Consider the following 24,205-nt stretch of genomic DNA (forward strand, 5'->3'; position numbering starts at 1 on the left):
CCGTGCCGGTGGCGCCCGGCAGTCGGCCGCGTACCGTGTGACCTGTGCATTGCCCGTGAAGGCGGCCGCCGCGGTGCTCGTGCAGTTCGACCCGGCTAAGGTTTCCCCATGCCAGTGACGAAGGCGGTTATTCCGGCCGCGGGTCTGGGCACTCGCTTCCTGCCGGCCACCAAGGCGGTGCCCAAGGAGATGCTGCCGGTCGTCGACAGGCCGGCTATCGAATACGTCGTCGAGGAGGCCTCTCGGGTCGGCCTGCGCGACGTCCTCCTTGTCACCAGCCGCACGAAAAAGGCGATCGAGGATCATTTCGATCGGGAGGCGGACATCGAGGCCGCGCTGGAGCGCAAGGGCGACGAGGCCCGCCTGCGCCGGGTCCGCGCGTCGGCGGAGCTCGCCGAGGTGCACTCGGTCCGCCAGCCCTCGCCGCGGGGGCTCGGCCATGCCGTCCTGTGCGCTGCCGCGCACGTGGGCGACGAGCCCTTCGCCGTCCTGCTCGGTGACGACCTCATCGACGAGCGCGACCCGCTGCTGGCGGAGATGCTCGCGGTGCAGGCCCGCTTCGGCGGCAGCGTCATCGCCCTGATGGAGGTCCCGGAGGAACAGGTCTCCATGTACGGCGTCGCCACGGTGGAGTCCGTCCCCACCGGGCCGGACGACCGGTACGGGATCGTGCGGATTCTGGACCTGGTGGAGAAGCCGCCGGTGGCGGAGGCGCCGAGCAACCTGGCGATCATCGGCCGCTACGTCCTGGCCCCGGAGATCTTCGAGGTGCTGCGGCACACCGAGCCCGGGCGCGGCGGGGAGATCCAGATCACCGACGCGCTGCGGACGCTGGCGCTGCGCGCGGCGGCCGGGGACGCTGACGCCCAGCCGGTGCACGGCGTGGTGTTCACCGGCCGGCGCTACGACACCGGGGACCGGGTCGACTACCTCAAGGCGGTCATCCGGCTGGCCTGCGAGCGGGCCGATCTCGGCCCCGATCTCTATCCGTGGCTCGAGGAGTATGTCGCTGCCGGCGGCCCCAAGGGAAGTTTGTCCTAATTCATGGGTTTTCCTCCGATTGTCGTCACCCCGATTGACCTGGTTGCATTCGTTTAACCTTGACGCTTCCGGCGTGGCCGGGAACGCTCCCGGGATCGGCCCGGGCGCGATCGGCGCGCAGGTCGCCGTGGATCGGCGGATCGCCCACGGGTGCGTGACACCCGCGCGGCCGCCGATGCAATGGAGGTGTCCGGGCTCCGATGGCCGTAGCCCGGATGATGCCGGGCCGCGCCGATGGCGCCAGGCCGGCATCAACGGGCAACAGGAACGGGACGGGCGCCCATGACGACGGTGGATGAACACCTGGAGCGGATTCTCGCGGCGGTGGCGCCGACCCGCCCCCGGCGCGCCGGGCTGGAGCAGGCCCACGGCTGCGTGCTCGCCGCGGACGTCCGGGCGACGGTGGCGCTGCCCGGCTTCGACAACTCGGCCATGGACGGCTACGCCGTGCGCGCCGCCGACGTCGCCGAGGCCACCGAGGATGCCCCCACCACCCTGCCCGTCGTCGACGACATCCCGGCCGGGCCCGGCACCCCCGCGCCGCTGGAGCCCGGCACGGCGGCGCGGATCATGACCGGCGCCCCGCTGCCCCGCGGCGCGGACGCCGTGGTCCAGCTCGAGTGGACCGACGGCGGCCGCGAGTCGGTCGCGGTCCGCCGCCCCGCCGGCCGCGGGCTGCACATCCGCCGCGCGGGGGAGGACGTCGCCCCCGGCGCGCTGGTGCTGCCGGCGGGGACGGTCATCGGCTCGGCGCAGATCGGCCTGCTCGCCGCCGTCAACGTGGCGCGCCCCCCGGTGCACCCGCGGCCCCGGGTGGCGGTGCTGTCGACGGGCACCGAGCTCGTCGAGGTCGGTTCGCCGCTCGGTGCCGGGCAGATCGTCGACTCGAACAGCCACGGCATCGCCGCCGCCGCCCGCGAGGCCGGCGCGGTCGTCCGCCGGCTGGCCGGCGTGCCCGACGAGCCCGACGCCTTCGGCAAGGCCCTCCACGGGGTGCTGGGGGACGTCGACGCGGTGGTGACCACCGGCGGGGTCAGTGTCGGCGCCTACGACGTCGTCAAGGAGGTCCTCACCGGGACCGGCAGCGTCCGGTTCGACCAGGTGGCGATGCAGCCGGGCAAGCCGCAGGGCTTCGGCCTGGTCGAGGGCGTCCCGATCTTCACGCTGCCCGGCAACCCGGCCAGCGCGTTGATCTCCTTCGAGCTGTTCGTCCGCCCGGCGCTGCAGCGGATGCGAGGGCTGGCCGCCACAGGTCTGCCGCGGATCGTCGTGACGGTCGGCACGGAACTGCGTTCCCCGCCCGGCCGGCGCACGTTCGTGCGGGTCGGCCTCGACCGCCTCGGCGACGACGGCCGGCCCGGCCCGGCCACCGTCGCCCGCCCGGCCGGGGGCCAGGGCTCGCACCAGCTCACCTCGCTGGCCGGCGCGCAGGCGTTGCTGATCGTTCCCGAGGACGTGACGGAGGTGCCGGTCGGCGCCCGGCTGTCGGCACTGTTGCTCGGAGCCGACTCAGGCGCCATCCTCTCCCGCATGGGCTGGGCGGATACCGACACCACGGACAAGGGCACGGGGCCTTCGGAGCCGATCGCCCGATGACCGCGTCCCGGCTCACCCACGTCGACGAGCACGGCGCGGCCCGGATGGTCGACGTCACGGCCAAGGACGTCACCGCCCGCACGGCGACCGCCGCCGGCCTGCTGCGGGTCACCCCCGAGGTGGTGGGGCTGCTGCGCGGCACCGGGGTGCCGAAGGGGGACGCGCTCGGGACCGCCCGGATCGCCGGGATCATGGGCGCGAAACGCACGCCCGACCTCGTCCCGCTCTGCCATCCCATCGCGATCTCCGGGGTCACCGTCGACCTCACGGTCCGCGACGACGGGGTGGAGATCATCGCCACCGTGCGGACGGCCGACCGGACCGGCGTCGAGATGGAGGCGCTGACCGCGGTCACCGTGGCCGGGCTGACCCTGCACGACATGGTCAAGGCGGTCGATCCCGGCGCGGAGCTGACCGGCGTGCGGGTGCTGGCCAAGACCGGCGGACGCCACGGGGACTGGCGCGCCGGACCCTCCCGGGAGGCCGGACCGGCGGCCTCGGGCGCGGCGGGGGTGGGCCGGTGAGCCGGTCGTCGAGCCTGCCGCCGGGAGCGCGGGCCCAGGTCGTCACGGTGTCCGACCGGGCGTACCGGGGTGTCTACCCGGACCGGTCCGGCCCGCTGCTCGTCGCCGGGCTGGCCGAGCTCGGGTTCGCCGTCGGCCCGGCGCAGGTCGTCCCCGACGAGCGGGAGCGGATCGCCGCCGCGCTGCGGGCCGCGGTTGCCGACGGGGTCGACCTGGTCGTCACCACTGGCGGGACCGGTCTCGGGCCGCGTGACGTCACCCCCGAGGCGACCGGCGAGGTCATCGAGCGGCCGATCCCCGGGCTCGCCGAGGCGCTGCGGGCCGCGGGCCGCGACGCCGTCCCGGCGGCGGTGCTCTCGCGCGGGCTCGCCGGGACGGCCGCGGCGACGCTGGTGGTGAACCTGCCGGGCTCGACCGGAGGCGTCCGGGACGGGCTGGGTGTGCTCGCGGGTGTGGTCGGGCATGCCGTGGCCCAGATCCGCGGAGCGGATGATCATACGGGTGTGCCCGGTTTCGCCGGGACTGCGGAATAGGCCGCCGTGATGCGGGCTCCGGGCTGGCCGGCCGTGCTGTCAGAGGGATCGGTGATGGTGCGGCCGCTGCGGCTGCGCGACGCCTCGGCGTGGGTGGAGGTGCGGCTGCGTAACGCCGACTGGCTGGCCCCGTGGGAGGCGACCCCGCCTGGCCTGGTCATGGTCCGCGAGACCTGGGCGGAGCGCCAGACCATCTCGGTGTACCGGCAGATGTGGCACCGGCTGCGCCAGCAGGCGCGGGTCGGCGTGGCGTTGCCGTTCGGGGTCGTTTTCCACGGCCGGCTCGTCGGCCAGGTGACGGTGTCGACGATTGTCCGTGGTGCCTTCAACAGCGCGCAGGTCGGCTACTGGGTGGACAGTACCTTTGCCGGCCGGGGCATCACCCCGACCGCCCTCGCGCTCGTCGTCGATCACTGTTTCGGCCCGGTCGGCCTGCACCGCGTCGAGGCCAATGTGCGCCCGGAGAACGGCGCCAGCCAGCGGGTGCTGGCCAAGCTCGGCTTCCGCGAGGAGGGCCTGCACCGGCACTATCTCGCCATCGACGGCCACTACCGCGACCACCTGGGATTCGCGCTGACGACCGAGGACGTTCCCGAGGGGCTCGTGCGCCGCTGGCGGGAGAGCCGCTACAGCCGGCCCTGACCGCCGGCGGTTCGCACCGGGCGGGCGGGCGGCATGGGCGGCGAGCCTGACCTCCGGCCCCGATTCGTGCCCCCCGATCCGTGCCCCCCGATCCGTGCCCCCTGATCACCGCTCCCTGATCCCCGCCACCTGATCCCCGCCCCGGATCCACCGTGGCCCGGGGGGGACCGGGGGCCCGCTTCCGGGTTATATCGGGGGTGGGGTGACGAGTTCCACTCCGCCCTGTGGCGGGTGTCGGTATCCGGACGCCCGCCCGTTGTCGTCACGGCGCGTTGTTCCGACACTCACGCCCGAGCTCATTCGCAGCTACCCGCTGGAGGCTCGTGCTATCCGCTAGTGCTTCCGTATGTCACGCCGAGCCCACACGGGGTGCTCGGAGTCGGTTAGACGACGGCTGGACGACCATCACCCATCCGATTGCGGATGCGACACGCGGGGTTCGGGTCGGTGACCACGTGGATTTCGCTCACTAGCGTCAACCTCGAAATCGCAATCCGCTGGTGGCGAGAAGAGGCTCCTCATGGTCAGCACCTCCGCGCTCGCCGCGCTTGCCGCGCCCTGCGCGGACGGTGCGTGCCCGGCGTCCGGCGTGGGGATCGTGCCGGTCCCGCCGCCGGTTCATCGCGGGATCCACACCGGTCGGACGGCGGCGCTCCGATGAGCGCCCTGATCTGGGCGGCGATTGTCGCGGTGTGGGGATTTGTGCTGATCCCCATGTGGCTGCGCCGCCACGACTCGGCGTCGGAGCCGCGTTCCACCGAGCGGTTCACGGCGGCGATGCGGGTGCTCTCCCGCCGCCCACCGGGCCACGACGAGGCCGACCCCGATCGATTCGAGAGTGATCATGAGCGTCTCGGTGGGGTGAGAGGAACGGGTATGTCGCACGCGGAGTCCTCCGGTCCGCGCGATCCCATCGCTCACGTGGAGTCTGCGCCTGCGGGCCCGCCGGCCGCGGAGGGCGAGCCCGGCGGCTGGAGCGACGCGCCGCCCGGCGCGGCGCGGGACTCCTACGCGGCCCGGGTAGCCGCGAGCCCGGGCGCACCCGACGCCCACGTGGACTCCGACGGCGCCGCGTCGGCCGGCTCGGTCGGGCGGCTGCTCGGCCCAGCGTCACAGCTTCGCCCAGCGTCACAGCTTCGCCCAGCGTCACAGCTTCGCCCAGCGTCACAGCTCGGCCCGGGAGCGCAGGCCGGGCCTGGGACGCCTGGCGGGCCTGGGACGCCTGGCGGGCCTGGGACGCCTGGCGGGCCTGGAACTGCGGGCAGGCCTGCAACCCTGGGCTGGCCTGGCACTCCGGGCGGGCCTGGCACTTCGGGTAGGCCTGGCACTTCGGGTAGGCCTGGCACTTCGGGTAGGCCTGGCACTTCGGGCGAGCCGCGGGTCGACTCCCGCCGCACCGTCGCCCTCCACCGGGTGGCCGCCGAGCGAGCGGTCCTGATGCGGGCGCGCCGGCAGCGGTTGATCCTGCTGGTGGCCCTGTTCCCGGTGACCATCGTGCTGGCCGCCGTGTTCGGCGGGATGTGGATCGCCGTGCAACTGCTGACCGATCTCGGGCTCGCCGGCTACATCATCCACCTGCGGCGCGCCGCCCAGATCGAGCGCCGGCTCGCGATCACCCGGGTCTCGATCGAGCGTCGGATCGAGGCCGAGCGGATCGCCCGCAGCCGCCGCCGCCCGGTCGGCTCCTCCTTCGCCTACCACGAGCGGAACTCCGGCTCGAGCACGGGCGAGCGGCACGTGCCTGCCCAGCCGGCGGAGGAGCTCACCCCGGAGGAGCTCGCGCACGCCCGAGCGGAGACGATCGACCTCGGCAGTCTGGTGACCGGTCAGCCCCCGCATCGTGACGACGCCGGGCAGGACGAGCTGTCCGCTCCGACCCGCTGGGCGGGCGGCGGAGCCTATCCCGAGGGTCCGGCCGAGGTCGGCGAGCAGGCCGCTGGCGGCTACGCCCCCCCAGCCGCGTGGGACGACGCCGCCCCGGGCCACCCGGCGAGTGGCGGCCACGCGAAGGTCCTGGGCGGCTATGCCCCGCCCACCGGCCCCGGGGTGCCCGCCGGCTACGAGGGGGTCGAGTACGACGAGGTCGAGATGGACGCCGACGAGGTCGCGGCGGCATCCGCCGCGTGGGTGACCGCCCGCCCGACGGTCCGTCCCCCCCGGCGGCCGACCACCTCGCGTCCCGGCCGCGTCCAGATCAACCCGCCGGGCACCCACGGTGGCCTGATCGCGCCCCCCGAGGCCGCGTCGGCCGGCGGGTCCGCGGCCGGCCCGGCGCCCCGCCAGCCCGTGGCCGGCGCCTCGGCCGGCGAGGCCCCCGCCGAGCTGGACCCGCTGCTGCGCCGGCACGCCGTGGGGAGCTGAGCGGAGCACCGCCGGCGCCGAGCTGTCGCTGCCCTGCACTCGCGGCCGAGCCGGCCGTGTGCGGTCGAGGCGCTGGTCCGCTGAGGCGCTGCGTCCGCTGAGGCGCTGCGTCCGCTCAGGACCGGGGGCCCAGCCGGGCCACCGCGCGGACCGGGGCGCCGTCGGCCGCGGCGAGCGGGAGGGGGAACAGGAAGACCTCGACCGTCCGCCCCTGCGCCCGGGCACGCAGCAGCCTCTCCAGGCCGGTGAGGTTCTCGGCGATCACGGCCCCGGCGCCGCACAGCACCCGGTGCGCCGCGAGGCTGAACTCCTGGCCAGGCCCGGGGGTGCGGTCCACGCTCAGCGCGTCGATGCCGACGGTCCGCACCCCGGCGTCGACGATCGTTCTGGCCGTCTCGGGCGCCAGGTAGGGGTGGCGCAGGTAGTCCGGGTGTCCCCAGCGATCCGACCAGCCGGTCACGATGAGGATGACGTCGCCCGGGCGCAGCCCCGTCGGGAGCACGGCGGGCCCGATCGCCCCCTGCGCTGCCTGCCCGCGGGCGTCGACCAGCACCGCCGGTCCGGCGAAGCGGTCCAGCGGCAGCTCGTCGAGCCGGGGCAGCGCGTCGTCGATGTGCCAGGGCGCGTCGACGTGTGTGCCCGACTGCGAACCCAGGTGCAGGCGCTGCACGTTGACCCCGTCCTCGGGCGCGCGCAGCGCCGGCGTCACCGCGACCTCGGGATCCCCCGGGTAGACCGGCATGCCGCTGACGATCGGCACTGACAGGTCGACCAGTTCGCCGCCCTGCGCACCGCGTTCGACGGGGACGGTCGGCATGGTGACCTCCGGTGGCGGCGGGGCGCCCGCGCGCGGCGAGCCGTCCCACCACCATGCCTGCCGATCCCCCGGACGGGTCCTCCATCCCCGGTGGGCAGGACGAGGTGTCGCGTTCCCGTCGGATTGGTGACGCTTCGTCGTCGATGTGGGACGCTGCTCGCACCATGATCGGGATGTCGGGGACGGTCGGGCCGTCCGCTCCGCCCGGAGCACCGCATTGATCGTCGATCGGGCGAGGGTGGCTGCGGCACTGCCGGCGTACGAGCTGGGCGCCGAGCTCGGTTCGGGCTCGTTCGGGCTGGTCCTCGCCGGCCGGCACCGAGGGTTGGACCGGCCTGTGGCGATCAAGGTGATGACCGCCGAGGGCACCGAGAGCGTGTCGGTGGACTTCGGCGTCGAGGCGCGGCTGCTGGCGGGGCTTGACCATCCACACGTGGTGCGGGCATACGACCACGTCGAGGCGGATGGCCTGTGTCTCGTGGTGATGGAGCTTCTCGGCTGCGGCACCCTCGCCCGCCGCAGCCGTGGGCTCGGCTCCATCGAGAGCTGCGCGGTCGGGCTGGCCGTCGCCGCCGAGCTCGGCCACGCCCATGGCCGCGGGGTGCTGCATCGCGACATCAAGGCCGACAACATCCTGTTCGCCGTGGACGGGACGGTGAAGGTCACCGACTTCGGCATCGTGAAGCTCTTCGACGGGTCGGCCGCCACGGCCAGCCGGCCGCCACGGCCAGCCGGCTGGCCGGCACGCCGATGTACATGGCGCCGGAACAGATCGAGGGGCGCCGCCTCGGCCCCGGCACGGCTCTGTACGCCTTGGGCGTCCTGCTCCACCAGCTGCTGTCCGGCACGGCGCCGTTCAACCCCCGGCAGCCGGTGAGCCTGCTCTGGCGAGATCACCTGACCGTAGCGCCCCCGTCGCCGCCCGGCGTCCCACCCTCGCTCGCCGGTGTCGTCCTGCGGGCCCTGGCGAAGCGGTCGGACGACCGGCAGCCTGACGCGCACGCCTTCGCCCTTGAGCTCGCCACGGCCGCGCGCGAGGTTCACGGCGAGGGCTGGGCGAGACGCTGCGGTCTCCCCCTGCATCTCGATGACGACCTGCGCCGGCTCCTCGAACCGTCGCCCGTCGAGCCGTCGCCCGTCGAGCCGTCGCCCGTCGAGGGGTCGCCCGTCGAGGGGTCTGCCGAGTCGTCGGGCGAACCGTCCCTCGAACCGAAACCCGGCTGTGGGACGCCACCGATCCCGCTCATCCGGTCGCCGTGGGGACGTTGGGTCCTGGCTCCTACGCCGAGCAGGTGAAATCGCTGGAGTTCTCGCCGGACGGGCGGTACCTCGCCACGGCGTCGTCTGACAAGACGGTCCGCCTGTGGGACGTGTGGTGAGGCCGCGCGGTGCGGGTGCGAAGGGGGCCGGCGTCGACTCAGCGGCCGACCGGCGATTTCAGCGGGTCGTATTCCGCCATGAGCCGTTCCAGTCGGACCTGGTCCACGCGGCTGACGACGCTGGCCGCCTCCTGTTGGTCGCGCACGCACTTGGCGAGGGTGAACGCCGAGGTCACGACGTAGAGCAGGCCGAGCCATCGGCGTGGGTGCTCGTGGAGGACGACGGCGACATCGTGGTCGTGACCGTCCGCGATGACGGGGTGGGGATGGCGGCCGGGCGGATGGAGCGGGCCGCCGCCGAGGGGCGGCTGGGGCTCGCCGTCTCGGTACGCGGGCGCATCCGGGAGCTGGGCGGCACGGTGATCGTGACGAGCCGACCCGGGGCGGGGACGGAGGTCGAGCTGCGTGTCCCACGCTGACAGGCCGCGGGCCGGCCACCGCGCTGGCGGTGGACCGGCCGTGGACGGCTCGGCGGCGCAGGGGCCCGCCCCGGCCCGGGTGGTGGTCGTCGACGACCACCCGCTGTGGCGGGAGGCCCTGAGCCGGGACCTGGACCAGGCGGGATTCGTGGTGGTCGGCACGGCCGGCTCGGTGGCGCAGGCTCTGCGGGTGGTCGCGGCAACCCGACCCGGCCTTGTCGTACTCGATCTGACGCTCCCGGACGGCTCGGGCGTCGAGGTGATCCGGGCCCTGCTCGGCCCGGCGGCGGTCGCCGACGGGTTCACCGGCGCGGTGCTTGTCGTCTCGGCCTCCGGCGAGCAGGCCGACGTCCTGGCTGCGGTTCGGGCCGGGGCGTCGGGCTACGTCGTCACGTCGGCGCGGCCCGAGGAGCTCGTCGACGCCGTGCGCCGCACGGCCGCCGCAGCCGCCGTCTTCAGCGCGGGACTCGCCGCGCTCGTCCTCGGGGAGATGTCGCGGGCGGCCCGCGATGCCGCGACGCCGTCGACCCCCCGGCTCACGCCGCGGGAGATCGAGGTGCTGCGTCTGGTCGCGAAGGGCCTGTCGGCCCGGGACGCGGCGCAGCGCCTCGGTGTCTCCCACCGCACCGTGCAGAACCACGTGCACAACGTGCTGGGCAAGCTCCAGCTCCGCAACCGGGTGGAATTGGCCCGGTTCGCCGTCCGGGAGGGCTACGACGACGCTTCCTGACCCGCCGCCTTTCGACCCGCGGCCTTCTGGCCCGCCGCTTCCTGGCCCGCCACCTCCTGGCCCGCCACCTCCTTACCCGCCACCTCCTGGTTGGAGCCTGTGGATCCGCCCTCCGGGCGGGCCTGGGGCGGCTCGCCGTGCGCGTTCGCGGTGCGCAGCCCGATGACCGCGGCGGCCAGCAGGAAGATGCAGCCGGTGAGCAGCGCCCGCTGGAAACCCGCGGTCAGCGCGGCCGGTGGGGTGGCGTGCTCGGCGAGCAGATGGTCCGTGCGGGCGGTCGCGATCGCGGAGAAGATCGCCAGCCCCAGTGCGGCGCCGACCTGCTGGGAGGAGTTCAGCAGCGCGGCGGCGAGCCCGGCCTGATCGGCCGGGACCCCGGCGTTGGCCGCCGTCGTGACCCCGACGAACACCGAGCCGAGCCCGAACGACACGATCATCAGGCCGGGCAGGAGGTCGGTCAGGTAGGAGCCGTCGACCGGGATGCGCGACAGGTAGTACAGGCCGCCGGCCGCCAGCAGGGCCCCGACGACGATCACGGGCCGGGTGCCCACCCGCGCGAGCAGCTGCGAGCAGATGCCGGCGGCGATGCCGACGCCGGCGCACAGAGGCAGGTAGGCCGCCCCGGTCCGGATCGGGGAGTAGCCGAGGACGTTCTGCAGGTAGAGGGTGAGGAAGAAGAACATCGCGATCAGCCCGGCGAAGGCGGTCAGCCCGGTGACGTCGGCGGCGCCGAGTCCCCGGAGCCGGAAGATCGACAGAGGCAGCAACGGCCGGCGGACCATCCGCTCGTTGATCAGGAAGGCGGTCAGCAGCACGCCCGCCCCGGCGATCTCGCCGATCGTGCGACCCGATCCCCACCCCCGGTCCGGCGCCTCCACCAGGGCGAACACGAGCAGCAGCATCCCGCCGGTGACCAGGACGCCGCCGACCGCGTCGAAATCGGCCAGCCGCGCGCGCCGACGGTCGCCGGGGATCAGCTTGATGACGGCCGGGATGACGAGCGCCGCCGCGATCGGGTTGACGAAGAACACCCAGCGCCAGCCCGGCCCCTCGGCGAGCACTCCGCCGAGGAACACCCCGACCGCCGAGGCGAGCCCGCCGACGCCGCCCCAGACGCCCAGCGCCCGGTGCCGGTCGGAACCCTCCCGGAAGGTGGTCGTGAGGATCGACAGCGCGGCGGGGAGCATGAGCGCGGCGCCGAGGCCCTGCGCCAGACGGGCGGCGACCAGCACGCCCGCATCACCGGCCAGCCCGCCGACGAGCGATGACAGCCCGATGAGCACCGTCCCGGCGAGCAGGACCCGGCGCCGGCCGAGCAGGTCGGCGACCCGGCCGCCCAGCATCATGAACCCGCCGTAGGTGAGCAGGTAGCCGCTGGGCACCCACTGCAGGCCCTGGGCGGAGAAGTCCAGGTCGCGGCGGATGTCGGGGAGGGCCACGTTCACGATCGACGCGTCGACGAAGTCCAGGAAGGCGACCGCGCAGAGCAGGGCGAGCAGCCCCTGTCCGCGGCGGGTCGCCAGCAGCGGCCCGGAGCCGATCGTCGGGGTGGAGGCCGCCGCGGCGGTGCCGGGGAAGCCGGGGCCGTTTGACGCGGTGCGGCCGGTGGCGGCTCGCGACCCGCCGGTGATCGTGTCCAAAGGGGGAGGTCCTTCCAGCGGAGGCGTCCCGCGGCCCGGCGGGTGATCGCCGCGGGCCGCGTCGGGACGGCCGGGTTCGGCCGTCGCCCCTCCTGTCGCATCCCGCCCCTGAGATGTGACCGTCCACCGAAGGGTTGCGTCGCGTAGCCGCGCGAGCGCGCCACTACGGGAATGAGTCAACGGATTGCGGACCGCGGCGGCGCCGTAATCTCGCTCCTGTGACCGACGTTCTCCAGCCGGTGCCGGCCCTACGCCGACCGGACCTGCTCGCGGCGGCGACCGCGGCGGCCCTGTCGTCCTGGTCGGACGCGGGGTCCGCGCCGCCCGTCGAGAAGGTCGAGGTCGCGGAGATCGACCCCGAGCTGGCCGACACGGCCGCGTTCTGCGAGCGGTACGGGGTCGCCCCGGGCGACTCGGCGAACTGCGTGATCGTCGCGGCCAGGCGCGGGGCCGAGACGACGCTCGCGGCGTGCGTGGTCCTCGCGACGACCCGGGCGGACGTGAACGGGCTGGTCCGGCGCCGGCTCGCCGCCCGCAAGGTGTCGTTCGCGCCGATGGACACGGCCGTCGCCCGAACCGGAATGGAGTACGGCGGCATCACCCCGGTCGGGCTGCCCGCCGACTGGCCGCTGCTGATCGACCGTGCGGTCGCCGAGCATCCCCGCGTCGTCGTCGGCTCCGGCCTGCGCCGGTCCAAGCTGTGGCTGCCGGGAGCGGCGCTCGCCGCCCTCCCCACCGCCGAGGTCCTCGACGACCTCGGCACCTGACCCCCCTTGCCTCTCCAGAGGGACGAATCGGACACCGAACCCTCTGGAGAGGCAAGGAAGTCCGGTGACTGGGCGGTGGACGCGGCCGGTTGGCGAGCTCGGCGTCAAACCGTCGTCTCTGCCAGCTGCGCCTGCACGATGCGGACGACGTCGTTGATGGTGGTCAGGGTGAAGACGTCCTCATCCTCGATCTCGATTCCGTACTCGCGCTCGATTCGGGCGATTGCGAGCAGGACCTTCACCGAGTCCGTGCCCTCGACCGTCCGCAGGTTGAGGTCCACGGCGAGGGACTCGGCGGGCAGGCGGAGCGCGCCGGCGACGATCTCGGTCACCGTGCTGACGATCTCGGCGTGGGATGACGACATCGGGACTCCTCGGATCGTTCGATCTGCGGTCGATGCGGTCGATGCGGTCGATGCGGTCGATGCGGTCGATGCGGTCGAAGCGACGGGCGAGCGCCGGCCACGCCGGCCGGCGCCGTGGTGATGGCGGGCGGGCGATGCCTGCGCCGTCAGGCCATGGAGTCGGCGAGGGCCTGCCGGATGTCGGAGTTTCGGGTCAGGTCCCGGCCGACCGCGCTCCCGAGCGCGCGGCGCAGTTTGGCCTGGAGCCGGTCCTGCTCGTCCGGCGGCGAGAACCGCAGATAGACGTCGATCACGTCATCGACGGTCTCGTATCCCCGCATCTCCTCGACGAGCTGATGCTTGTAGACCCCGACCGGGTGGTTGAGCCGCGAGCTCGTCGCGTAGAAGTGGATTCGCTCCAGGACCGAGGTGAGCTCGTGCGGGTGCGTGTTCAGCCGCCGCTTCAGATAGAACAGGAATTCGCGGGCGTGGCCGGCCTCGTCGCGGCTCGCCCGCAGGAACAGGTCGGACAGGACGGGCTCACGCACCCAGGCGGCGAGAGCCCGGTACGCGGTGTTGACGATGATCTCGGAGATCACGTTCGTGGCCAGGGTGGCGCTTGGCGTGATGCCACGCTCGTACGGCTCGCGCAACGCCTCGATCCTGGCCTGGTCGATGTGCACGTCGACCGCCTTCAGTCAGGCCCGGAAGGCGTAGTGGTGCTGGAGCTCCTGGTAGGCCCAGACGGCCACGAAGGCCGAGCAGTCGTAGTCGTCGTCGAACTCGCTGAGGAATCCGTGCAGCCCGGGCAACGAGGTCGCCTCGCCCATGACGACACCCTTGACGAGGGAAATGTAGGCCGGGTCGACCAGATCGCGCCGGACGTTCTCCAACCCGAGCTCCGAAACCTTCCACTGAAGGCGCTCGTAATGTTGGAAAATCTCGAAACCGTGGGCTTCTTCGGGGGCGGCGGTCGGCATTTGTGAGCTCCCTCCGAGCTTCCTGCCATGCCTTCCGGTCCTACTATTATTCTCCGTCCGGCCGCGACAACCCACTGCTCAGATCCCAATCGGCCCATCGCGATCAGCTATTACCGCACTCGTGCGGCCGGCCGTTCGACAAGGCAACTCGTCTGCGGCGAGCGACGGGCATCGGCTGGACGACCCGCGCCAGCCCGCCGCCGAGGACCTGACGGTCCTGTTCGCCACCGCCGCCGCCGAGCGCCGCGACCGGCCCGCCGACTATGGCACCCGCGCTCCTCCAGGGCCCACGATGGGCAAAGAGAAACGCCGCTCGGGCTGTACCCGAACGGCGCTGGTTCTTGCGGTGCCAAGAAGCGTCAAGGTCAAATTTCGAACATGACGACGCCTGTGGAGGTGAGGGGACTCGAACCCCTGGCCTCCTCCGTGCGAGGGAGGCGCTCTACCAGGCTGAGCTACACCCCCTGGAAGTAACTGAAGCTTACAGGACGGCGGGGGCCATGCGACGACCACCCCCGTTCGGAGTGCGTCGTCATCCATCCGCGGGCCCGCACGGTGGTCAGCCGATCCGGACGGCGCGGTCGCTGCGGGCCTCGGAGCGGGCCTCGGAGCGAGTCTCGGATCGGGTCTCGCTGTGCGCCTCGGAGCGGGCGGTGGGGAGGGCCACCTCGGCGAGGTCCGCGCGGCGGCCGGGGTGCTCCGCGGCGCTTGCGGTGACGGCGGCGCCGGTCCGGACCGGGGCCCCTGTGCGGCGCGTCGGGGAGCCCGTGCGGGCGGGCGCGACGCCGGCGCCGACCGGGCGGTCCGGGCCGGTCCAGCCGCCATGCCCGCGGATGCCGAGGGCCTCCTGCGCCCCGGAACCGGTGAGGGTCGCGAGGAGATGGTCGAACAGGTAGGCGGCGGCGGTCGGCCGCAGCAGGCCCGCCTCGTGGCGCGACCAGCCCCACGCTCGGGCGCCGTCGACGACGAGTTCCTGGTCCGGCCCGCCGTCCCCGGGGAAGGCCAGCCGTGCCTCGGCGGGCGGCGGCGGGCCGTCCAGGGGGCGGTGGACCCACAGTTGCAGTGCCTCCTCGGGGCACCATCCCTCATCCCGGACGGCTACCTGCCACGCTGCCCGACCGGGCCGGTACACGGCGAGCCGGACGGACGTGCCCCGGCAGCGGAAGTGCAGGCCGACACCGTCCGGGCGGACGCCTCGTATCTCAACCGGCACCGCGGAGTTGCCCGGGCAGACGAGGTATCCCTCGTCCCGCAGACGGGCCATCCACGCCTTGAAGGACACGGCGGATGCTGCCTTCCTGGTCGATACGCATGTCGGGGAACTCCCGCCGGAGGCTCGGCGATCTGACCGCCGGACCTGGCCGGCATCGCACGCGGCACGCCACCGCGGCCGGATGCCGGCGCCGACAGCGGTACGTCGCGGAACCCTCGGGGGCATCGGCGAGCGCCGGATGCCCGCGATCAGCGGGAGATGACGGAGCGGTGCATCGCGCCACGTCCAGCGGAGGTGGCGATCCGAGGAAACTGCCGGCTCGTTTCGGGCCGGTGACCGGGACGACGGACGATCAGCGGGGGCTGGCCCGCCGGTCAGGATGGTCTCGCGCCCAGGTTCGATGCACCGAACTCCGAGGCCCCTCGCACCCGGGCCAGCCCCGAAACTATCGGGGCGACCGGCTCGTCACGCTGGCGGCGAACCTCAGTGGGCGCGAGGGCTGGGACAACACGGACAGCCCCCGGGACGACAGACCACTCGCCACGCCCGGTGAGGGGCGGCGCCGTGCTGCAAGCGGAGCGTCACCTCTCCATTATGCATGGGGGCCGAGACGGGTGCCGGTCCGCGGACGCCCGGCGGGCCTGCCCGGGGCGGCGTGGACGCGGTCGGGCGGGATGGCCCGTGGGGCGTTCGGGGCATCTCCCGTCGGCTCTCCCGTAACAGCTCCCGTGGGGTATCCCGTCGCCCCGGCGGTGAGCGGCCGGGTGGTGGGCAGCGTCGCGGGCGCCCGGCCGTCCGCGCAGTTCCGACGGGTGCCGTCGGGCGGGTGACCCGGCGGCCGGCCGGGCGGTCGGGGGTGCGGCGCGGCCGGGTGCCCGGCGGACCGGGCCGGGCCGGTGGCCGCGGTGGATCGGGCCGACCGATCGCGCGGCCGGCCTCGGCGGGGCGGCTCCCCCATGCCAGCCTGGCAAGGCGACCGGCGTTTGGCGCCTGCCCTGCGGCCACTGCGTCCGGCGGGATCCGCGCCTGTCGACCGAATGGCCCGACCGGGAGTACCGGGTTGGCGGTGCTGCCCCGTGGGCATCGGATCTGGTGGGGCTCGATCGGGCGGTAGCGGGCGGTGTTGTGTAGCCCAGAGGTGGATCGGTCCTGGCCTTCCCGGGAATCACGACGGCGCAGACGTCCAGTCCGAACGGGGAGGACGGTGAGACAGCCGTGATCTTCGACACTCGTGTGGACGCAGGCAGGCAGCTCGGCGCGCGGTTGGCGCACCTGCGCGGCCAGGACGTCGTCGTCGTGGGGCTGCCCCGCGGCGGGGTCCCGGTCGGGTTCGAGGTGGCGCGAGCACTGGGTGCGCCGCTGGACGTGATCCTCGTCCGCAAGATCGGTGTGCCGTTCCAGCCCGAGCTCGCCATGGGCGCGATCGCGGAGGGCGGGGTGCGGGTCGTCAACGAGGAGACCCTGCGGCTGGCCCATGTCGGTCCAGAAGGGTTCGCCGAGGTCGAGGCGCGGGAGGCGGTGGAGCTGGAGCGGCGCGCCCACCGCTTCCGGGACGGCCGGCCGCGGATCCCCCTCGCTGGCCGCACGGTGATCATCGTCGACGACGGGATCGCGACCGGCTCGACGGCGCTGGCCGCCTGCCAGGCCGTCCGGGCCCAGGGCGCGGACCGGGTCGTGCTGGCCGCGCCCGTCGCCGCCCGCGACCGCATCGACCGGCTGCGCCAGCAGGCCGACGAGGTGATCTGCGTCCAGGCGCCGGCGAGCTTCTTCGGCATCGGCGAGTTCTACGCCGACTTCGATCAGACACCGGACGAGGAGGTCACCGACCTGCTGCGCCGGGCTGCCGCCCGCCGGGTGGAGGGCGCAACCGGGACAGGTGATGCGGACGAGGTGGAGGCTGCCCGCGCGGGGGGAGCGCGCGCGGGGAGTGCTGCACGCGACGGCGGGGGCCCCGGGGCCGGCCGGGTCGTGGAGGTGGCGATTCCCGCGGATCGGGTCCGGCTCGCCGGGTGGCTGAGTGTGCCCCCGCAGCCGGGCGGGGTGGTCGTCTTCGCGCACGGCAGTGGCAGCAGCCGCAGCAGCCCGCGCAACCGGTTCGTCGCCGACACTCTGGCGTCCGCCGGGCTCGCCACGCTGCTGTTCGATCTGCTCACCCCGGACGAGGAGCGCGACGTCGGGAACGTGTTCGACATCGGGCTGCTCGCCCGGCGGCTGCTGGCCGCGACCGCCTGGCTGCGGGAGGTGCCCGCGACCGCTGCCCTACCGCTGGGCTACTTCGGCGCGAGCACGGGCGCCGCGGCGGCGCTGGCGGCAGCCGCCGAGGCCGCCTCGGAAGCCGCCCCCGACATCGCCGACGTCACCGCCGTCGTCTCCCGAGGCGGGCGGCCGGACCTGGCCTGGGAGGTGCTGCCGGCGGTGCGGGCGCCGACCCTGCTCGTCGTCGGCGGGCTCGATGAGCAGGTCCTCGAGCTGAACCGGCGCGCGCAAGAGCGGCTCACCGGCTGCGAGAGCCGGCTGGAGATCGTGCCGGGCGCGACCCACCTGTTCGGCGAGCCGGGCGCGCTGGAACGGGTGGCCGCGCTCGCCCGGGACTGGTTCGTCGACCACCTGACGCTGCTGGGCCATGCGCACCGGGCCTGACCGACCTTGTTCGTCGACCGCCTGACGCTGCTGGGCCATGCGCACAGCGCCCGACCAGCCCGCCCGGAGGCTGAATTCCCGCCCGGATCCGGCGCTCTGCGTTATCGGGTGCGTGCTCCTCGAAACGAGGGGAACGACGTCGGTGGAGCGCATGGCCCACCCGGGGCGGGGCGACGGGCGGAGGGGGCAGGAATGGCCTACATCGGTTCGGTAGTCAGCGGGCCGCCGGTGACCGTGGCGAGATCCACCACGATCAGCGAGGCGGCTCGGGAGATGGGGCGAACGGGGGTCGGCGCACTGCTCGTCGTCGACGGCGATCGGCAGGTCGGCGATCGGCAGGTCGGCGATCGGCTGGTCGGCATCGTGACCGACCGTGACATCGTCCTGCGGGGGGTGGCACGGGGGATCGGGCCGGACGGCCGGATCGACGCGCTGATGACCACCGAGGTGATCACCGTGCCCGCCGGCATGGGCGTCGAACGGGCCTACGAGATCTTCCGTGACCACGCGATCCGACGGCTGCCCGTCCTCGACGGTCGGCGCATCGTCGGCATGGTCTCCATCGACGATCTGCTGATCCGCAGCGAGCGGGAGATCGCCGACCTGGTGCATCCGCTGCGCGATGAGACGTTCGCCCCGCACCGAGAGGCGGCAGCGCCCGTCGTGACGGGACGGGTCACGGCCATGACGGCCACCGCCACCGCGGCCGGGGTTACGGCGATGGCGGTCCGCATGGCCGGTTTCGCCGCGCCCGCCCGCCGGCGCACCCCGCTGCACGCCCACCCCGGCGACACCCTGGTGGTCCACAGCCACATCCCCAGGACGCCGGACCGGCTCGGGGAGATCTGCGAGGTGCGGACGGATGCGGGCGACCCGCCGTTCGCCGTGCGTTGGTCCGACACCGGGCACGTCAGCTTCGTGTACCCCGGCCCGGACGCGGAGGTCCGCCGCGGCGGCGGGAGGGCGGCCGCGGGCCGCGCGCACTGACGGCGGGGCCGGCACCGCCGCAGGTCAGGCCTGGGCCACCCGGCCGGCCTCGAGGGCGATCGTGCGGTCGGCGAGGACCTCGGCGTCGGTCGGGTCGTGCGTGACGATGAGCACGGGGGCGGACAGCGTCGGCAGGACCGTGCGCAGGAACGTGCGGACCTCCCCCCGGGTGGTGCTGTCCAGCGCGGCGAGCGGCTCGTCGAGCAGCAGCAGGCGGGGCTCCGTGGCCAGCGCGCGGGCCAACGCCACCCGCTGGCCCTGGCCGCCGGACAGCGCACCGGGCCGGCGGTCGCCGAGCTCGCCGATCCCGAACCGCTCCAGCCATGAGTCCGCCCGGTCGCGGGCGTGCCGGCGGCCCTGGCCGAGGCGGGCCCGTAGGCCGAACGCCACGTTGTCGCGGGCGCGCAGGTGCGGGAACAGCAGGTAGTCCTGGAACACGACGCCGACGGGACGGCGCTCGGACGGGACGAAACGGCGTTGAGCGGGGTCGTCGAGGACCTGCCCGGCCAGCGTGATCCGCCCCTCGTCGAGCGGGAGCAGCCCGGCCAGCGTGCGCAGCAGGGTGCTCTTGCCGGCGCCGCTGCGGCCGAGGACGGCGACCGTCTCCCCCTGGGCGACGTGGAGGTCGACGGCCAGGACGAACTGGCCGCGGCGCACCGTCACCCGGGCGTCGAGGCCGCCCGCCGCCGTCCCCGACTCCGGCTCCATCCCCATCCCCATCCCCGTCTCCGGCAGCCCGGTGTGCGCGGTCCTGGGTATGCCGGCGGTCATGGGCGGCCTCCCTCGGGGGCGGCGGCGTTCGGTGTCCGGGGAACTCCGGCGGTCAACGGGTGCCTTCCTCGGGGCCGACGGTGAGCGGGGTCTCGCGGGACGCCCGACCCCGCAGCAGCCGCCGGACGCCCGGGAACCAGCGCGCGCGCAGCGCTGCCAGCACCGCGACGCAGACGGCCAGCAGGACGAGGGACAGCGCGATGGCGGCATCCGAGTCCGTCTCCAGGGCCAGGTAGACGGCCAGCGGCATCGTCGTGGTGCTGCCGGGGAAGTTACCGGCGAAGGTGATCGTCGCACCGAACTCGCCGAGCGCGCGGGCCCAGCACAGCGCGGCACCGGCGGCGACGGCGGGCGCGACCAGCGGGACGGTCACCCGGCGAAACGTCGTCCAGGGGCCTGCCCCGAGGGTGGCGGCGGCGTCCTCGAAGCGGCGATCGGCGCTGTTCAGCGCGCCCTCCACCGAGACGATGAGGAAGGGCATCGCCACGAAGGTCTGCGCGACCACCACCCCGGCGGTGGTGAAGGGCAGGGTGATCCCGAACCAGGCGTCCAGGTGCTGCCCGACGATGCCGCGCCGGCCCAGCGCCAGCAGCAGCGCCACGCCACCGACGACGGGCGGCAGCACCAGCGGCAGCGTGACCAGCGCACGCAGCAGGGACCGCCCCGGGAACCTGGTCCGGGCGAGCAGCCAGGCGAGCGGAATGCCGAACACCAGCGACAGCGCCGTCGCCGCGGTGGCGGTCTCTAACGAGAGGAACAGTGCCTCGCGGACGTCGTGCTCGGTGATCAGATCGGGCAGCCCGGACCAGGGAGCCCGGACGAGCAGGCCGACGAGCGGCAGGAGCAGGAACAACGCCGCGATCACGCCCGGCACCCACAGCGCCCACGGCGCCCGGCGGCGGGTCTCCCGGCGGGCCGTGCGGCCCGACGGCCGGATGCGGGGTCGTCGGGCCGGGCCGCGAGCCGGCAGGGTGTCGTGGCCGTCCGGTGCGTCCGCGGGGCCGCGCCCCGATCGGTTCCGCGAGCGGAAGGACAGCCGGGAACCGGTCACGGCCCGCTGCGCCGGGGCGGTCCACGGGAGCGGGGTACCACCTGGGCTCGTCATCGCCGGCGCGGATCCCTCTCACTGGGGTGACACGGGTGATGGTTGCGGACCGGGTGATCCGCTGTGGCGAGGGTGATCCGCTGCGGAGTGGGTGATCCCCGGGACCCGGACCGCGGGCCGGTCAGCGGCGGTCGGGCATCTCGATGACGACGTTGGTCGACTTCACCGCGCCGACGGCGAGGACGCCGGGTTCGAGGCCGAGTTCGTCGGCGGCCTCCCGGCTCATCAGGGAGACCAGCCGGTGCGGCCCGGCCTGGATCTCGACCTGGGCCATCACCGTGTCCCGCGTGACCCGGGTGATGATCCCGGGGAAGCGGTTGCGGGCCGACTCGGCGACGACGGGGGTCGCCGCGCTTGTCTGGTCTCCTGCCATATCCTTGGCGAACTCGGCCAGGTTGGCACCCTCGATCGCCCTGCGACCGGCGTCGTCCAGCACGGTAGGCAGTCGGCCGCTGTCCGCCCATCGGCGGATGGTGTCGTCGCTGACACCGAGCAGCGTTGCCGCCTCACTGATCCGGAATCTCGGCATGCTTGTGATGATAACCCCGCAGGTTCGGCAAGTTCGGAGTAGTTAACCCGATTTTGCGGTGATTTCGGCGGTGTATCGTCCGCCTGCGCGGAGCTTGTCCGGTGGGGCGGGATCGGCCCGATCGTGGCCTCCGCCGGCCCGTCGCCGGCGGGATGGCCGGTTGGCGCCCAAGCATCCGCCCCGACGGGGCACCATGCGGATGTTGCCCGTCCGCCGACTGCCGTCCCTGGAGCGCCCGTGACGCCGTCCGCTCGCCCGTCCGCCCCCGCCAGCACCGCCAGCACCGCCAGCGGCCCGGCCCTCGATCCCACGGAGCCGGCCGCGGCGCCGGTGCGGATCAACGTCCGCGCGCTGCTCGTCGAGGGCGACCGGATCCTGCTCGCCAACGAACGCGGCCAGACGTGGTTCCACCTGCCCGGTGGCCAGGTCGACGCCGGGGAGACGGTGCAGGGGGCGTTGCGCCGCCTGCTCGACGAGCAGGCGGGTATCGAGCCCGATCATCTGGCGTTCGCCGGCTGTATCGAGGGATCCGCGACCGAGCGGGACGAGCGGGTCGGCGTGCTTGACGTCGTCTTCGCGGCAGACCGGTCCCGGGCCGCGGAGTTCGGTAGCCGGCTCGACGACCTGGACATCGTCTCGGTATCCCTCGCGAGCCTCCCCGACCTGCAGCTACGCCCCGCCACCCTGCGCCAGCTCATCCCCGAGTGGCTGCTGCACGCCCGGCCGGCCTGGTACGGGGCGAGCGGCCGCTGACCGCCGAGGCGCTGTTGACCTCAATCCGACTTCAGGTTTTAGCCTTCGGCCACGGGCTGGCGCCGGACCGGCATGGGCGTCGCGCGGCCCCCGGCCACCCGGACCAAGACCGCGACCTGGAGGACAGATCATGTACGCAGTCCGGCTGCACGAGTTCGGCCCGGCGAGCAACCTCCGCTACGAGGAGGTCGACGACCCGGTGCCGGCGGCCGGCCAGGTGCGCGTCGCGGTGGCCGCGGCCGGCGTCCACCTGATCGACACCACCCTGCGGCAGGGCTGGACCGGCGGACTGTTCCAGCGCCCCGAGCTGCCGACCATCCCCGGCCGGGAGGTCGCCGGCACGATCGACGCCGTCGGGGCGGGCGTCGACGAGGAATGGCTCGGCCGGCGGGTCGTCGCCCATCTAGGCCTGACCGGCCAGGGCTACGCCCAGCTCGCCGTCCGTGAGATCGACAACGTCCATCCCATCCCGGCTGGCCTCGACGCGCCCGCCGCCGTGGCGATGATCGGCACCGGTCGCACCGCGATCGGCATCCTCGACGTCGCCGAGCTGACCGGGCAGGACGTCGTGCTGATCACCGCCGCGGCCGGCGGCATCGGCAGCCTGCTCGTCCAGGCGGCCCGCGGCGTCGGGGCGGTCGTCGTCGCCGTCGCCGGGGGCGCCGCGAAGGTCGCCGCGGCGCGCCGCCTCGGTGCTGACATCGCCGTCGACTACACCCTTCCCGACTGGCCGGACGCCGTCCGCGCCGCCCTCGACGGCCGCCCCGTGACCGTGACGCTGGACGGGGTGGGCGGCGCCGCCGGCCGCGCCGCCCTGGAACTGACCGGGCCGGTCGGCCGCTACTACACGTTCGGCTGGTCGGCCGGGTCGCCCACCGTCATCACCACCGAGGACGTGACGGAACGCGGGCTGCTGGTCGCCTCCGTCCTCGGGCCGCGGATGTTCCGCCGGCCCGGGGGACTGGCGGCGTTGGAGGAGGCCGCGCTCGCCGCCGCGGCCGCCGGCACCCTGGTGCCAGCGGTGCAGACCTTCCCGCTGGCCGCGGCCGCGGCCGCGCACGCGGCCCTGGAGAGCCGCGCGACCACTGGCAAGGTCGTCCTGCTCCCCTGAGCCTCAGGAGATGTTCGACCGGCTCGTCCAGGTCGAGCGGTACGCCTACGAGTACTGGCGCACGAGGCCTCGCTCGTCCCGGTCACCTGGGAACCGTTGTTCCGCTGGCGGGCGCGGGCGGCACTGGCCGGTGAGGGCATGTGGCGGGGGATTGCCGCGTTCGGCCGCGAGCGCGCCGACTACTTCCGGCTGCCCGCCGCTCGTGCCCTGCTGTCCCCGTTCGACCCGCTGGTCTGGGAGCGTGCCCGCACCCGCGGGCTTCCCGCGCAAGCGCACCGGCGGGGTAAGGCCGCGACACTACATTCGCCGGGTGGCCCTCCGATGCCGATCGCACCCGCCGCGGCCCGGTTCGCGGGCCTGCTCACACGTCCGTCGCAGGGTGGGGTGACGGCGTGGTCATCGTCGGCGTGACGGGCCATCGGGGTCTCACCGGGGATCAGGCCCGCTACGTGGCCGCGCAGGCGCGCCGGCTGCTCACGCCCCTCGCCGACACGGGCTTCGCCGGGATCACCTGCCTCGCCGAGGGCGCGGACACCGTCTTCGCCGACGTGGTCCTGGCACTCGGTGGCCGGCTGATCTCCGTGATCCCCTCGGACGGGTACCGCGACTTCCAACCCGCCGCGCATCGCCGGGACTTCGACCGGCTGCTGCGCTGCTCCGCCGAGGTCCGCCGGCAGGACCGCCCGGCCCCCGACCTGGCCAGCCTGATGGCCGCGAGCCGGGCTCTCGTCGATGCCTCCGACCGGATCATCGCGGTCTGGGACGGCCTGCCGGCCCGCGGCTACGGGGGTACGGCCGACGTCGTCGACTACGCCCGGCTGCGGCGCCGGCCCGTGCAGATCATCTGGCCGGCCGGCGCCGTGCGCCGCCCGGCGGGACCCGGCGCCGAGGCCGGCCGCCCCCCGCCGGCCGGCTGACGGCGGTGCCGTCAGCGGGGGGTGAGCGGGACGATGCCCACCTGAACCGGGGTGAGACCGGTCTTGGGGGCGGTCGACGTGCCGGCCGCGGTGTCGGCGGTCCCCGCGGCCGGAGGCTGCGTCTGTGCCAGGCTCTGGCTCTGGGCCTGGGGTGGTGCTGGTGCTTGCTGGGCCTGGGGTGGTGCTTGCTGGGCCTGGGCTGGCGGCGCCTGCTGCTGGGCAGCCGCGGGCGTGCCGCCGGCGGGCGGGGCCGCCACGCCGACGGGCGGGGCCGCCAGCCCCGCCGCCGCGGCCACGGGCGCCGCCGCGATGCGGCCGGCGCCGGTCGTGCCGGGCGTGGTGCTGCCGATCCGCCCGGCCGGCGGGGCGACCTGGGCCGGGCGGGGCTGCGCGCCGCGCCGTTCGG

26 protein-coding genes, 1 tRNA gene and 2 pseudogenes are annotated in these 24,205 nt (G+C 74.3%); 18 read left to right on the plus strand and 11 right to left on the minus strand.

What is annotated here, in order from left to right; translation table 11 throughout:
• Positions 1-108: 108 nt before the first annotated feature.
• The 6 genes from galU (at position 109) to FRAQA3DRAFT_RS38965 (ending at position 6,697) form a co-directional block, all read left to right on the plus strand.
• Entirely contained in the window at positions 109-1,041 is a 933-nt protein-coding gene (galU, locus tag FRAQA3DRAFT_RS25270; RefSeq protein WP_009741890.1) for a UTP--glucose-1-phosphate uridylyltransferase GalU, read from the plus strand.
• A gap of 282 nt (positions 1,042-1,323) precedes the next feature.
• Entirely contained in the window at positions 1,324-2,637 is a 1,314-nt protein-coding gene (gene glp, locus FRAQA3DRAFT_RS25275) for a gephyrin-like molybdotransferase Glp (RefSeq protein WP_009741891.1), read from the plus strand.
• Positions 2,634-3,161 carry a cyclic pyranopterin monophosphate synthase MoaC gene (moaC, locus tag FRAQA3DRAFT_RS25280; protein ID WP_009741892.1) on the plus strand — a complete coding sequence of 176 codons (528 nt, stop codon included), beginning with the start codon at positions 2,634-2,636 and terminating at the stop codon, positions 3,159-3,161. The genes glp and moaC overlap by 4 nt, the downstream gene beginning before the upstream one ends.
• Positions 3,158-3,694, plus strand: a complete 537-nt coding sequence (locus FRAQA3DRAFT_RS25285; protein ID WP_009741893.1) for a molybdenum cofactor biosynthesis protein B — start codon at positions 3,158-3,160, stop codon at positions 3,692-3,694. Before moaC ends, FRAQA3DRAFT_RS25285 begins: the two co-directional genes overlap by 4 nt.
• Before the next feature lie 9 nt (positions 3,695-3,703).
• Complete coding sequence (locus FRAQA3DRAFT_RS25290) at positions 3,704-4,336, plus strand: GNAT family N-acetyltransferase (protein ID WP_035921484.1); 633 nt, start codon at positions 3,704-3,706, stop codon at positions 4,334-4,336.
• A gap of 714 nt (positions 4,337-5,050) precedes the next feature.
• Positions 5,051-6,697, plus strand: coding sequence for a hypothetical protein (locus FRAQA3DRAFT_RS38965; RefSeq protein ID WP_369809479.1), 1,647 nt, complete (start codon positions 5,051-5,053; stop codon positions 6,695-6,697).
• 115 nt (positions 6,698-6,812) lie between these two features.
• Here FRAQA3DRAFT_RS38965 and FRAQA3DRAFT_RS25300 read toward each other — a convergent pair whose 3' ends face one another.
• Positions 6,813-7,514: a cyclase family protein gene (locus FRAQA3DRAFT_RS25300; RefSeq protein WP_009741897.1), complete on the minus strand. Its 702-nt coding sequence runs from the start codon at positions 7,512-7,514 to the stop codon at positions 6,813-6,815.
• A gap of 238 nt (positions 7,515-7,752) precedes the next feature.
• On the opposite strand from FRAQA3DRAFT_RS25300, the gene FRAQA3DRAFT_RS37690 reads away from it, so the two are divergent.
• Genes FRAQA3DRAFT_RS37690 through FRAQA3DRAFT_RS33655 form a run of 3 tightly spaced genes read left to right on the plus strand, consistent with a single transcriptional unit; the run spans position 7,753 to position 8,893 of the window.
• Positions 7,753-8,391, plus strand: coding sequence for a serine/threonine-protein kinase (locus FRAQA3DRAFT_RS37690; protein WP_232291762.1), 639 nt, complete (start codon positions 7,753-7,755; stop codon positions 8,389-8,391).
• The gene (locus tag FRAQA3DRAFT_RS38970; protein ID WP_369809481.1) at positions 8,286-8,810 is read left to right on the plus strand and encodes a hypothetical protein; all 525 of its coding nucleotides are present in this window, start codon (positions 8,286-8,288) and stop codon (positions 8,808-8,810) included. The genes FRAQA3DRAFT_RS37690 and FRAQA3DRAFT_RS38970 overlap by 106 nt, the downstream gene beginning before the upstream one ends.
• Positions 8,771-8,893 carry a WD40 repeat domain-containing protein gene (locus FRAQA3DRAFT_RS33655; RefSeq protein WP_232291763.1) on the plus strand — a complete coding sequence of 41 codons (123 nt, stop codon included), beginning with the start codon at positions 8,771-8,773 and terminating at the stop codon, positions 8,891-8,893. The genes FRAQA3DRAFT_RS38970 and FRAQA3DRAFT_RS33655 overlap by 40 nt, the downstream gene beginning before the upstream one ends.
• A gap of 38 nt (positions 8,894-8,931) precedes the next feature.
• Here FRAQA3DRAFT_RS33655 and FRAQA3DRAFT_RS36335 read toward each other — a convergent pair whose 3' ends face one another.
• On the minus strand, positions 8,932-9,069 hold the full coding sequence (locus FRAQA3DRAFT_RS36335; protein WP_198287235.1) for a hypothetical protein: 138 nt from the start codon (positions 9,067-9,069) through the stop codon (positions 8,932-8,934).
• 30 nt (positions 9,070-9,099) lie between these two features.
• Between FRAQA3DRAFT_RS36335 and FRAQA3DRAFT_RS33660 the strand changes: the two genes are divergently transcribed.
• Both FRAQA3DRAFT_RS33660 and FRAQA3DRAFT_RS25315 read left to right on the plus strand, forming a co-directional pair.
• Positions 9,100-9,312 carry an ATP-binding protein gene (locus tag FRAQA3DRAFT_RS33660; protein WP_369809377.1) on the plus strand — a complete coding sequence of 71 codons (213 nt, stop codon included), beginning with the start codon at positions 9,100-9,102 and terminating at the stop codon, positions 9,310-9,312.
• Entirely contained in the window at positions 9,299-10,042 is a 744-nt protein-coding gene (locus tag FRAQA3DRAFT_RS25315; protein ID WP_009741898.1) for a response regulator transcription factor, read from the plus strand. Before FRAQA3DRAFT_RS33660 ends, FRAQA3DRAFT_RS25315 begins: the two co-directional genes overlap by 14 nt.
• On the opposite strand, the gene FRAQA3DRAFT_RS25320 is transcribed toward FRAQA3DRAFT_RS25315, so the two are convergent.
• Positions 10,024-11,583, minus strand: a complete 1,560-nt coding sequence (locus FRAQA3DRAFT_RS25320; protein WP_198287213.1) for an MFS transporter — start codon at positions 11,581-11,583, stop codon at positions 10,024-10,026. The genes FRAQA3DRAFT_RS25315 and FRAQA3DRAFT_RS25320 overlap by 19 nt on opposite strands.
• A gap of 317 nt (positions 11,584-11,900) precedes the next feature.
• On the opposite strand from FRAQA3DRAFT_RS25320, the gene FRAQA3DRAFT_RS25325 reads away from it, so the two are divergent.
• Positions 11,901-12,449 (plus strand): YbaK/EbsC family protein, encoded by a 549-nt coding sequence (locus tag FRAQA3DRAFT_RS25325; RefSeq protein ID WP_009741900.1) that lies wholly within the window; start codon positions 11,901-11,903, stop codon positions 12,447-12,449.
• 104 nt (positions 12,450-12,553) lie between these two features.
• Here the strand turns inward: FRAQA3DRAFT_RS25325 and FRAQA3DRAFT_RS25330 are convergent, their stop codons facing one another.
• The 4 genes and pseudogenes from FRAQA3DRAFT_RS25330 to FRAQA3DRAFT_RS25345 all read right to left on the minus strand — a co-directional run bounded on the left by FRAQA3DRAFT_RS25330 (position 12,554) and on the right by FRAQA3DRAFT_RS25345 (position 15,055).
• On the minus strand, positions 12,554-12,814 hold the full coding sequence (locus FRAQA3DRAFT_RS25330; protein ID WP_009741901.1) for an acyl carrier protein: 261 nt from the start codon (positions 12,812-12,814) through the stop codon (positions 12,554-12,556).
• Positions 12,815-12,960: 146 nt separating this feature from the next.
• Positions 12,961-13,773, minus strand: a pseudogene (locus FRAQA3DRAFT_RS25335) (ferritin-like domain-containing protein).
• 391 nt (positions 13,774-14,164) lie between these two features.
• A tRNA-Ala gene (locus FRAQA3DRAFT_RS25340) sits at positions 14,165-14,238 on the minus strand.
• Between the two features lie 94 nt (positions 14,239-14,332).
• Positions 14,333-15,055 carry a hypothetical protein gene (locus FRAQA3DRAFT_RS25345; RefSeq protein WP_009741902.1) on the minus strand — a complete coding sequence of 241 codons (723 nt, stop codon included), beginning with the start codon at positions 15,053-15,055 and terminating at the stop codon, positions 14,333-14,335.
• Between the two features lie 1,146 nt (positions 15,056-16,201).
• Between FRAQA3DRAFT_RS25345 and FRAQA3DRAFT_RS25350 the strand changes: the two genes are divergently transcribed.
• Together FRAQA3DRAFT_RS25350 and FRAQA3DRAFT_RS25355 are read left to right on the plus strand one after the other, a co-directional pair.
• Positions 16,202-17,626 carry a phosphoribosyltransferase gene (locus FRAQA3DRAFT_RS25350; RefSeq protein WP_009741904.1) on the plus strand — a complete coding sequence of 475 codons (1,425 nt, stop codon included), beginning with the start codon at positions 16,202-16,204 and terminating at the stop codon, positions 17,624-17,626.
• A 192-nt stretch (positions 17,627-17,818) separates the two neighbouring features.
• Entirely contained in the window at positions 17,819-18,613 is a 795-nt protein-coding gene (locus FRAQA3DRAFT_RS25355) for a DUF1918 domain-containing protein (protein WP_009741905.1), read from the plus strand.
• A 24-nt stretch (positions 18,614-18,637) separates the two neighbouring features.
• Here FRAQA3DRAFT_RS25355 and FRAQA3DRAFT_RS25360 read toward each other — a convergent pair whose 3' ends face one another.
• The 3 genes from FRAQA3DRAFT_RS25360 to FRAQA3DRAFT_RS25370 all read right to left on the minus strand — a co-directional run bounded on the left by FRAQA3DRAFT_RS25360 (position 18,638) and on the right by FRAQA3DRAFT_RS25370 (position 21,018).
• Positions 18,638-19,384, minus strand: a complete 747-nt coding sequence (locus tag FRAQA3DRAFT_RS25360; RefSeq protein ID WP_009741906.1) for an ABC transporter ATP-binding protein — start codon at positions 19,382-19,384, stop codon at positions 18,638-18,640.
• Positions 19,385-19,436: 52 nt separating this feature from the next.
• On the minus strand, positions 19,437-20,489 hold the full coding sequence (locus tag FRAQA3DRAFT_RS25365; protein ID WP_009741907.1) for an ABC transporter permease: 1,053 nt from the start codon (positions 20,487-20,489) through the stop codon (positions 19,437-19,439).
• Positions 20,490-20,610: 121 nt separating this feature from the next.
• On the minus strand, positions 20,611-21,018 hold the full coding sequence (locus FRAQA3DRAFT_RS25370) for a molybdopterin-binding protein (RefSeq protein WP_009741908.1): 408 nt from the start codon (positions 21,016-21,018) through the stop codon (positions 20,611-20,613).
• Positions 21,019-21,255: 237 nt separating this feature from the next.
• Here FRAQA3DRAFT_RS25370 and FRAQA3DRAFT_RS25375 point away from each other — a divergent pair, with 237 nt between their 5' ends.
• From FRAQA3DRAFT_RS25375 to FRAQA3DRAFT_RS25390, 4 genes are all read left to right on the plus strand, one after another.
• Positions 21,256-21,771: an NUDIX hydrolase gene (locus tag FRAQA3DRAFT_RS25375; RefSeq protein WP_009741909.1), complete on the plus strand. Its 516-nt coding sequence runs from the start codon at positions 21,256-21,258 to the stop codon at positions 21,769-21,771.
• A gap of 130 nt (positions 21,772-21,901) precedes the next feature.
• The gene (locus tag FRAQA3DRAFT_RS25380) at positions 21,902-22,882 is read left to right on the plus strand and encodes a zinc-binding dehydrogenase (protein WP_009741910.1); all 981 of its coding nucleotides are present in this window, start codon (positions 21,902-21,904) and stop codon (positions 22,880-22,882) included.
• Between the two features lie 138 nt (positions 22,883-23,020).
• Positions 23,021-23,293 carry a hypothetical protein gene (locus FRAQA3DRAFT_RS37695; RefSeq protein ID WP_232291764.1) on the plus strand — a complete coding sequence of 91 codons (273 nt, stop codon included), beginning with the start codon at positions 23,021-23,023 and terminating at the stop codon, positions 23,291-23,293.
• A complete protein-coding gene (locus FRAQA3DRAFT_RS25390; protein ID WP_009741911.1) occupies positions 23,275-23,799 on the plus strand; it encodes a hypothetical protein in 525 nt (174 codons plus the stop codon). Before FRAQA3DRAFT_RS37695 ends, FRAQA3DRAFT_RS25390 begins: the two co-directional genes overlap by 19 nt.
• A gap of 11 nt (positions 23,800-23,810) precedes the next feature.
• Here FRAQA3DRAFT_RS25390 and FRAQA3DRAFT_RS25395 read toward each other — a convergent pair.
• Positions 23,811-24,205 (minus strand): annotated as a pseudogene (locus FRAQA3DRAFT_RS25395) (hypothetical protein); the annotation flags it as partial.

Source organism: Frankia sp. QA3, from assembly GCF_000262465.1.
Classification (GTDB): domain Bacteria; phylum Actinomycetota; class Actinomycetes; order Frankiales; family Frankiaceae; genus Frankia.

Excerpts from the sequence above, each read along its gene's own strand:
- galU (WP_009741890.1), top strand. The coding sequence starts at position 109 with ATGCCAGTGACGAAGGCGGTTATTCCGGCCGCGGGTCTGGGCACTCGC.
- glp (WP_009741891.1), top strand. The coding sequence starts at position 1,324 with ATGACGACGGTGGATGAACACCTGGAGCGGATTCTCGCGGCGGTGGCG.
- moaC (WP_009741892.1), top strand. The coding sequence starts at position 2,634 with ATGACCGCGTCCCGGCTCACCCACGTCGACGAGCACGGCGCGGCCCGG.
- FRAQA3DRAFT_RS25290 (WP_035921484.1), top strand. The coding sequence starts at position 3,704 with ATGCGGGCTCCGGGCTGGCCGGCCGTGCTGTCAGAGGGATCGGTGATG.
- FRAQA3DRAFT_RS38965 (WP_369809479.1), top strand. The coding sequence starts at position 5,051 with ATGTGGCTGCGCCGCCACGACTCGGCGTCGGAGCCGCGTTCCACCGAG.
- FRAQA3DRAFT_RS25300 (WP_009741897.1), bottom strand. The coding sequence starts at position 7,514 with ATGCCGACCGTCCCCGTCGAACGCGGTGCGCAGGGCGGCGAACTGGTC.
- FRAQA3DRAFT_RS25330 (WP_009741901.1), bottom strand. The coding sequence starts at position 12,814 with ATGTCGTCATCCCACGCCGAGATCGTCAGCACGGTGACCGAGATCGTC.
- FRAQA3DRAFT_RS25355 (WP_009741905.1), top strand. The coding sequence starts at position 17,819 with ATGGCCTACATCGGTTCGGTAGTCAGCGGGCCGCCGGTGACCGTGGCG.
- FRAQA3DRAFT_RS25360 (WP_009741906.1), bottom strand. The coding sequence starts at position 19,384 with ATGACCGCCGGCATACCCAGGACCGCGCACACCGGGCTGCCGGAGACG.
- FRAQA3DRAFT_RS25365 (WP_009741907.1), bottom strand. The coding sequence starts at position 20,489 with ATGACGAGCCCAGGTGGTACCCCGCTCCCGTGGACCGCCCCGGCGCAG.
- FRAQA3DRAFT_RS25370 (WP_009741908.1), bottom strand. The coding sequence starts at position 21,018 with ATGCCGAGATTCCGGATCAGTGAGGCGGCAACGCTGCTCGGTGTCAGC.
- FRAQA3DRAFT_RS25380 (WP_009741910.1), top strand. The coding sequence starts at position 21,902 with ATGTACGCAGTCCGGCTGCACGAGTTCGGCCCGGCGAGCAACCTCCGC.
- FRAQA3DRAFT_RS37695 (WP_232291764.1), top strand. The coding sequence starts at position 23,021 with ATGTGGCGGGGGATTGCCGCGTTCGGCCGCGAGCGCGCCGACTACTTC.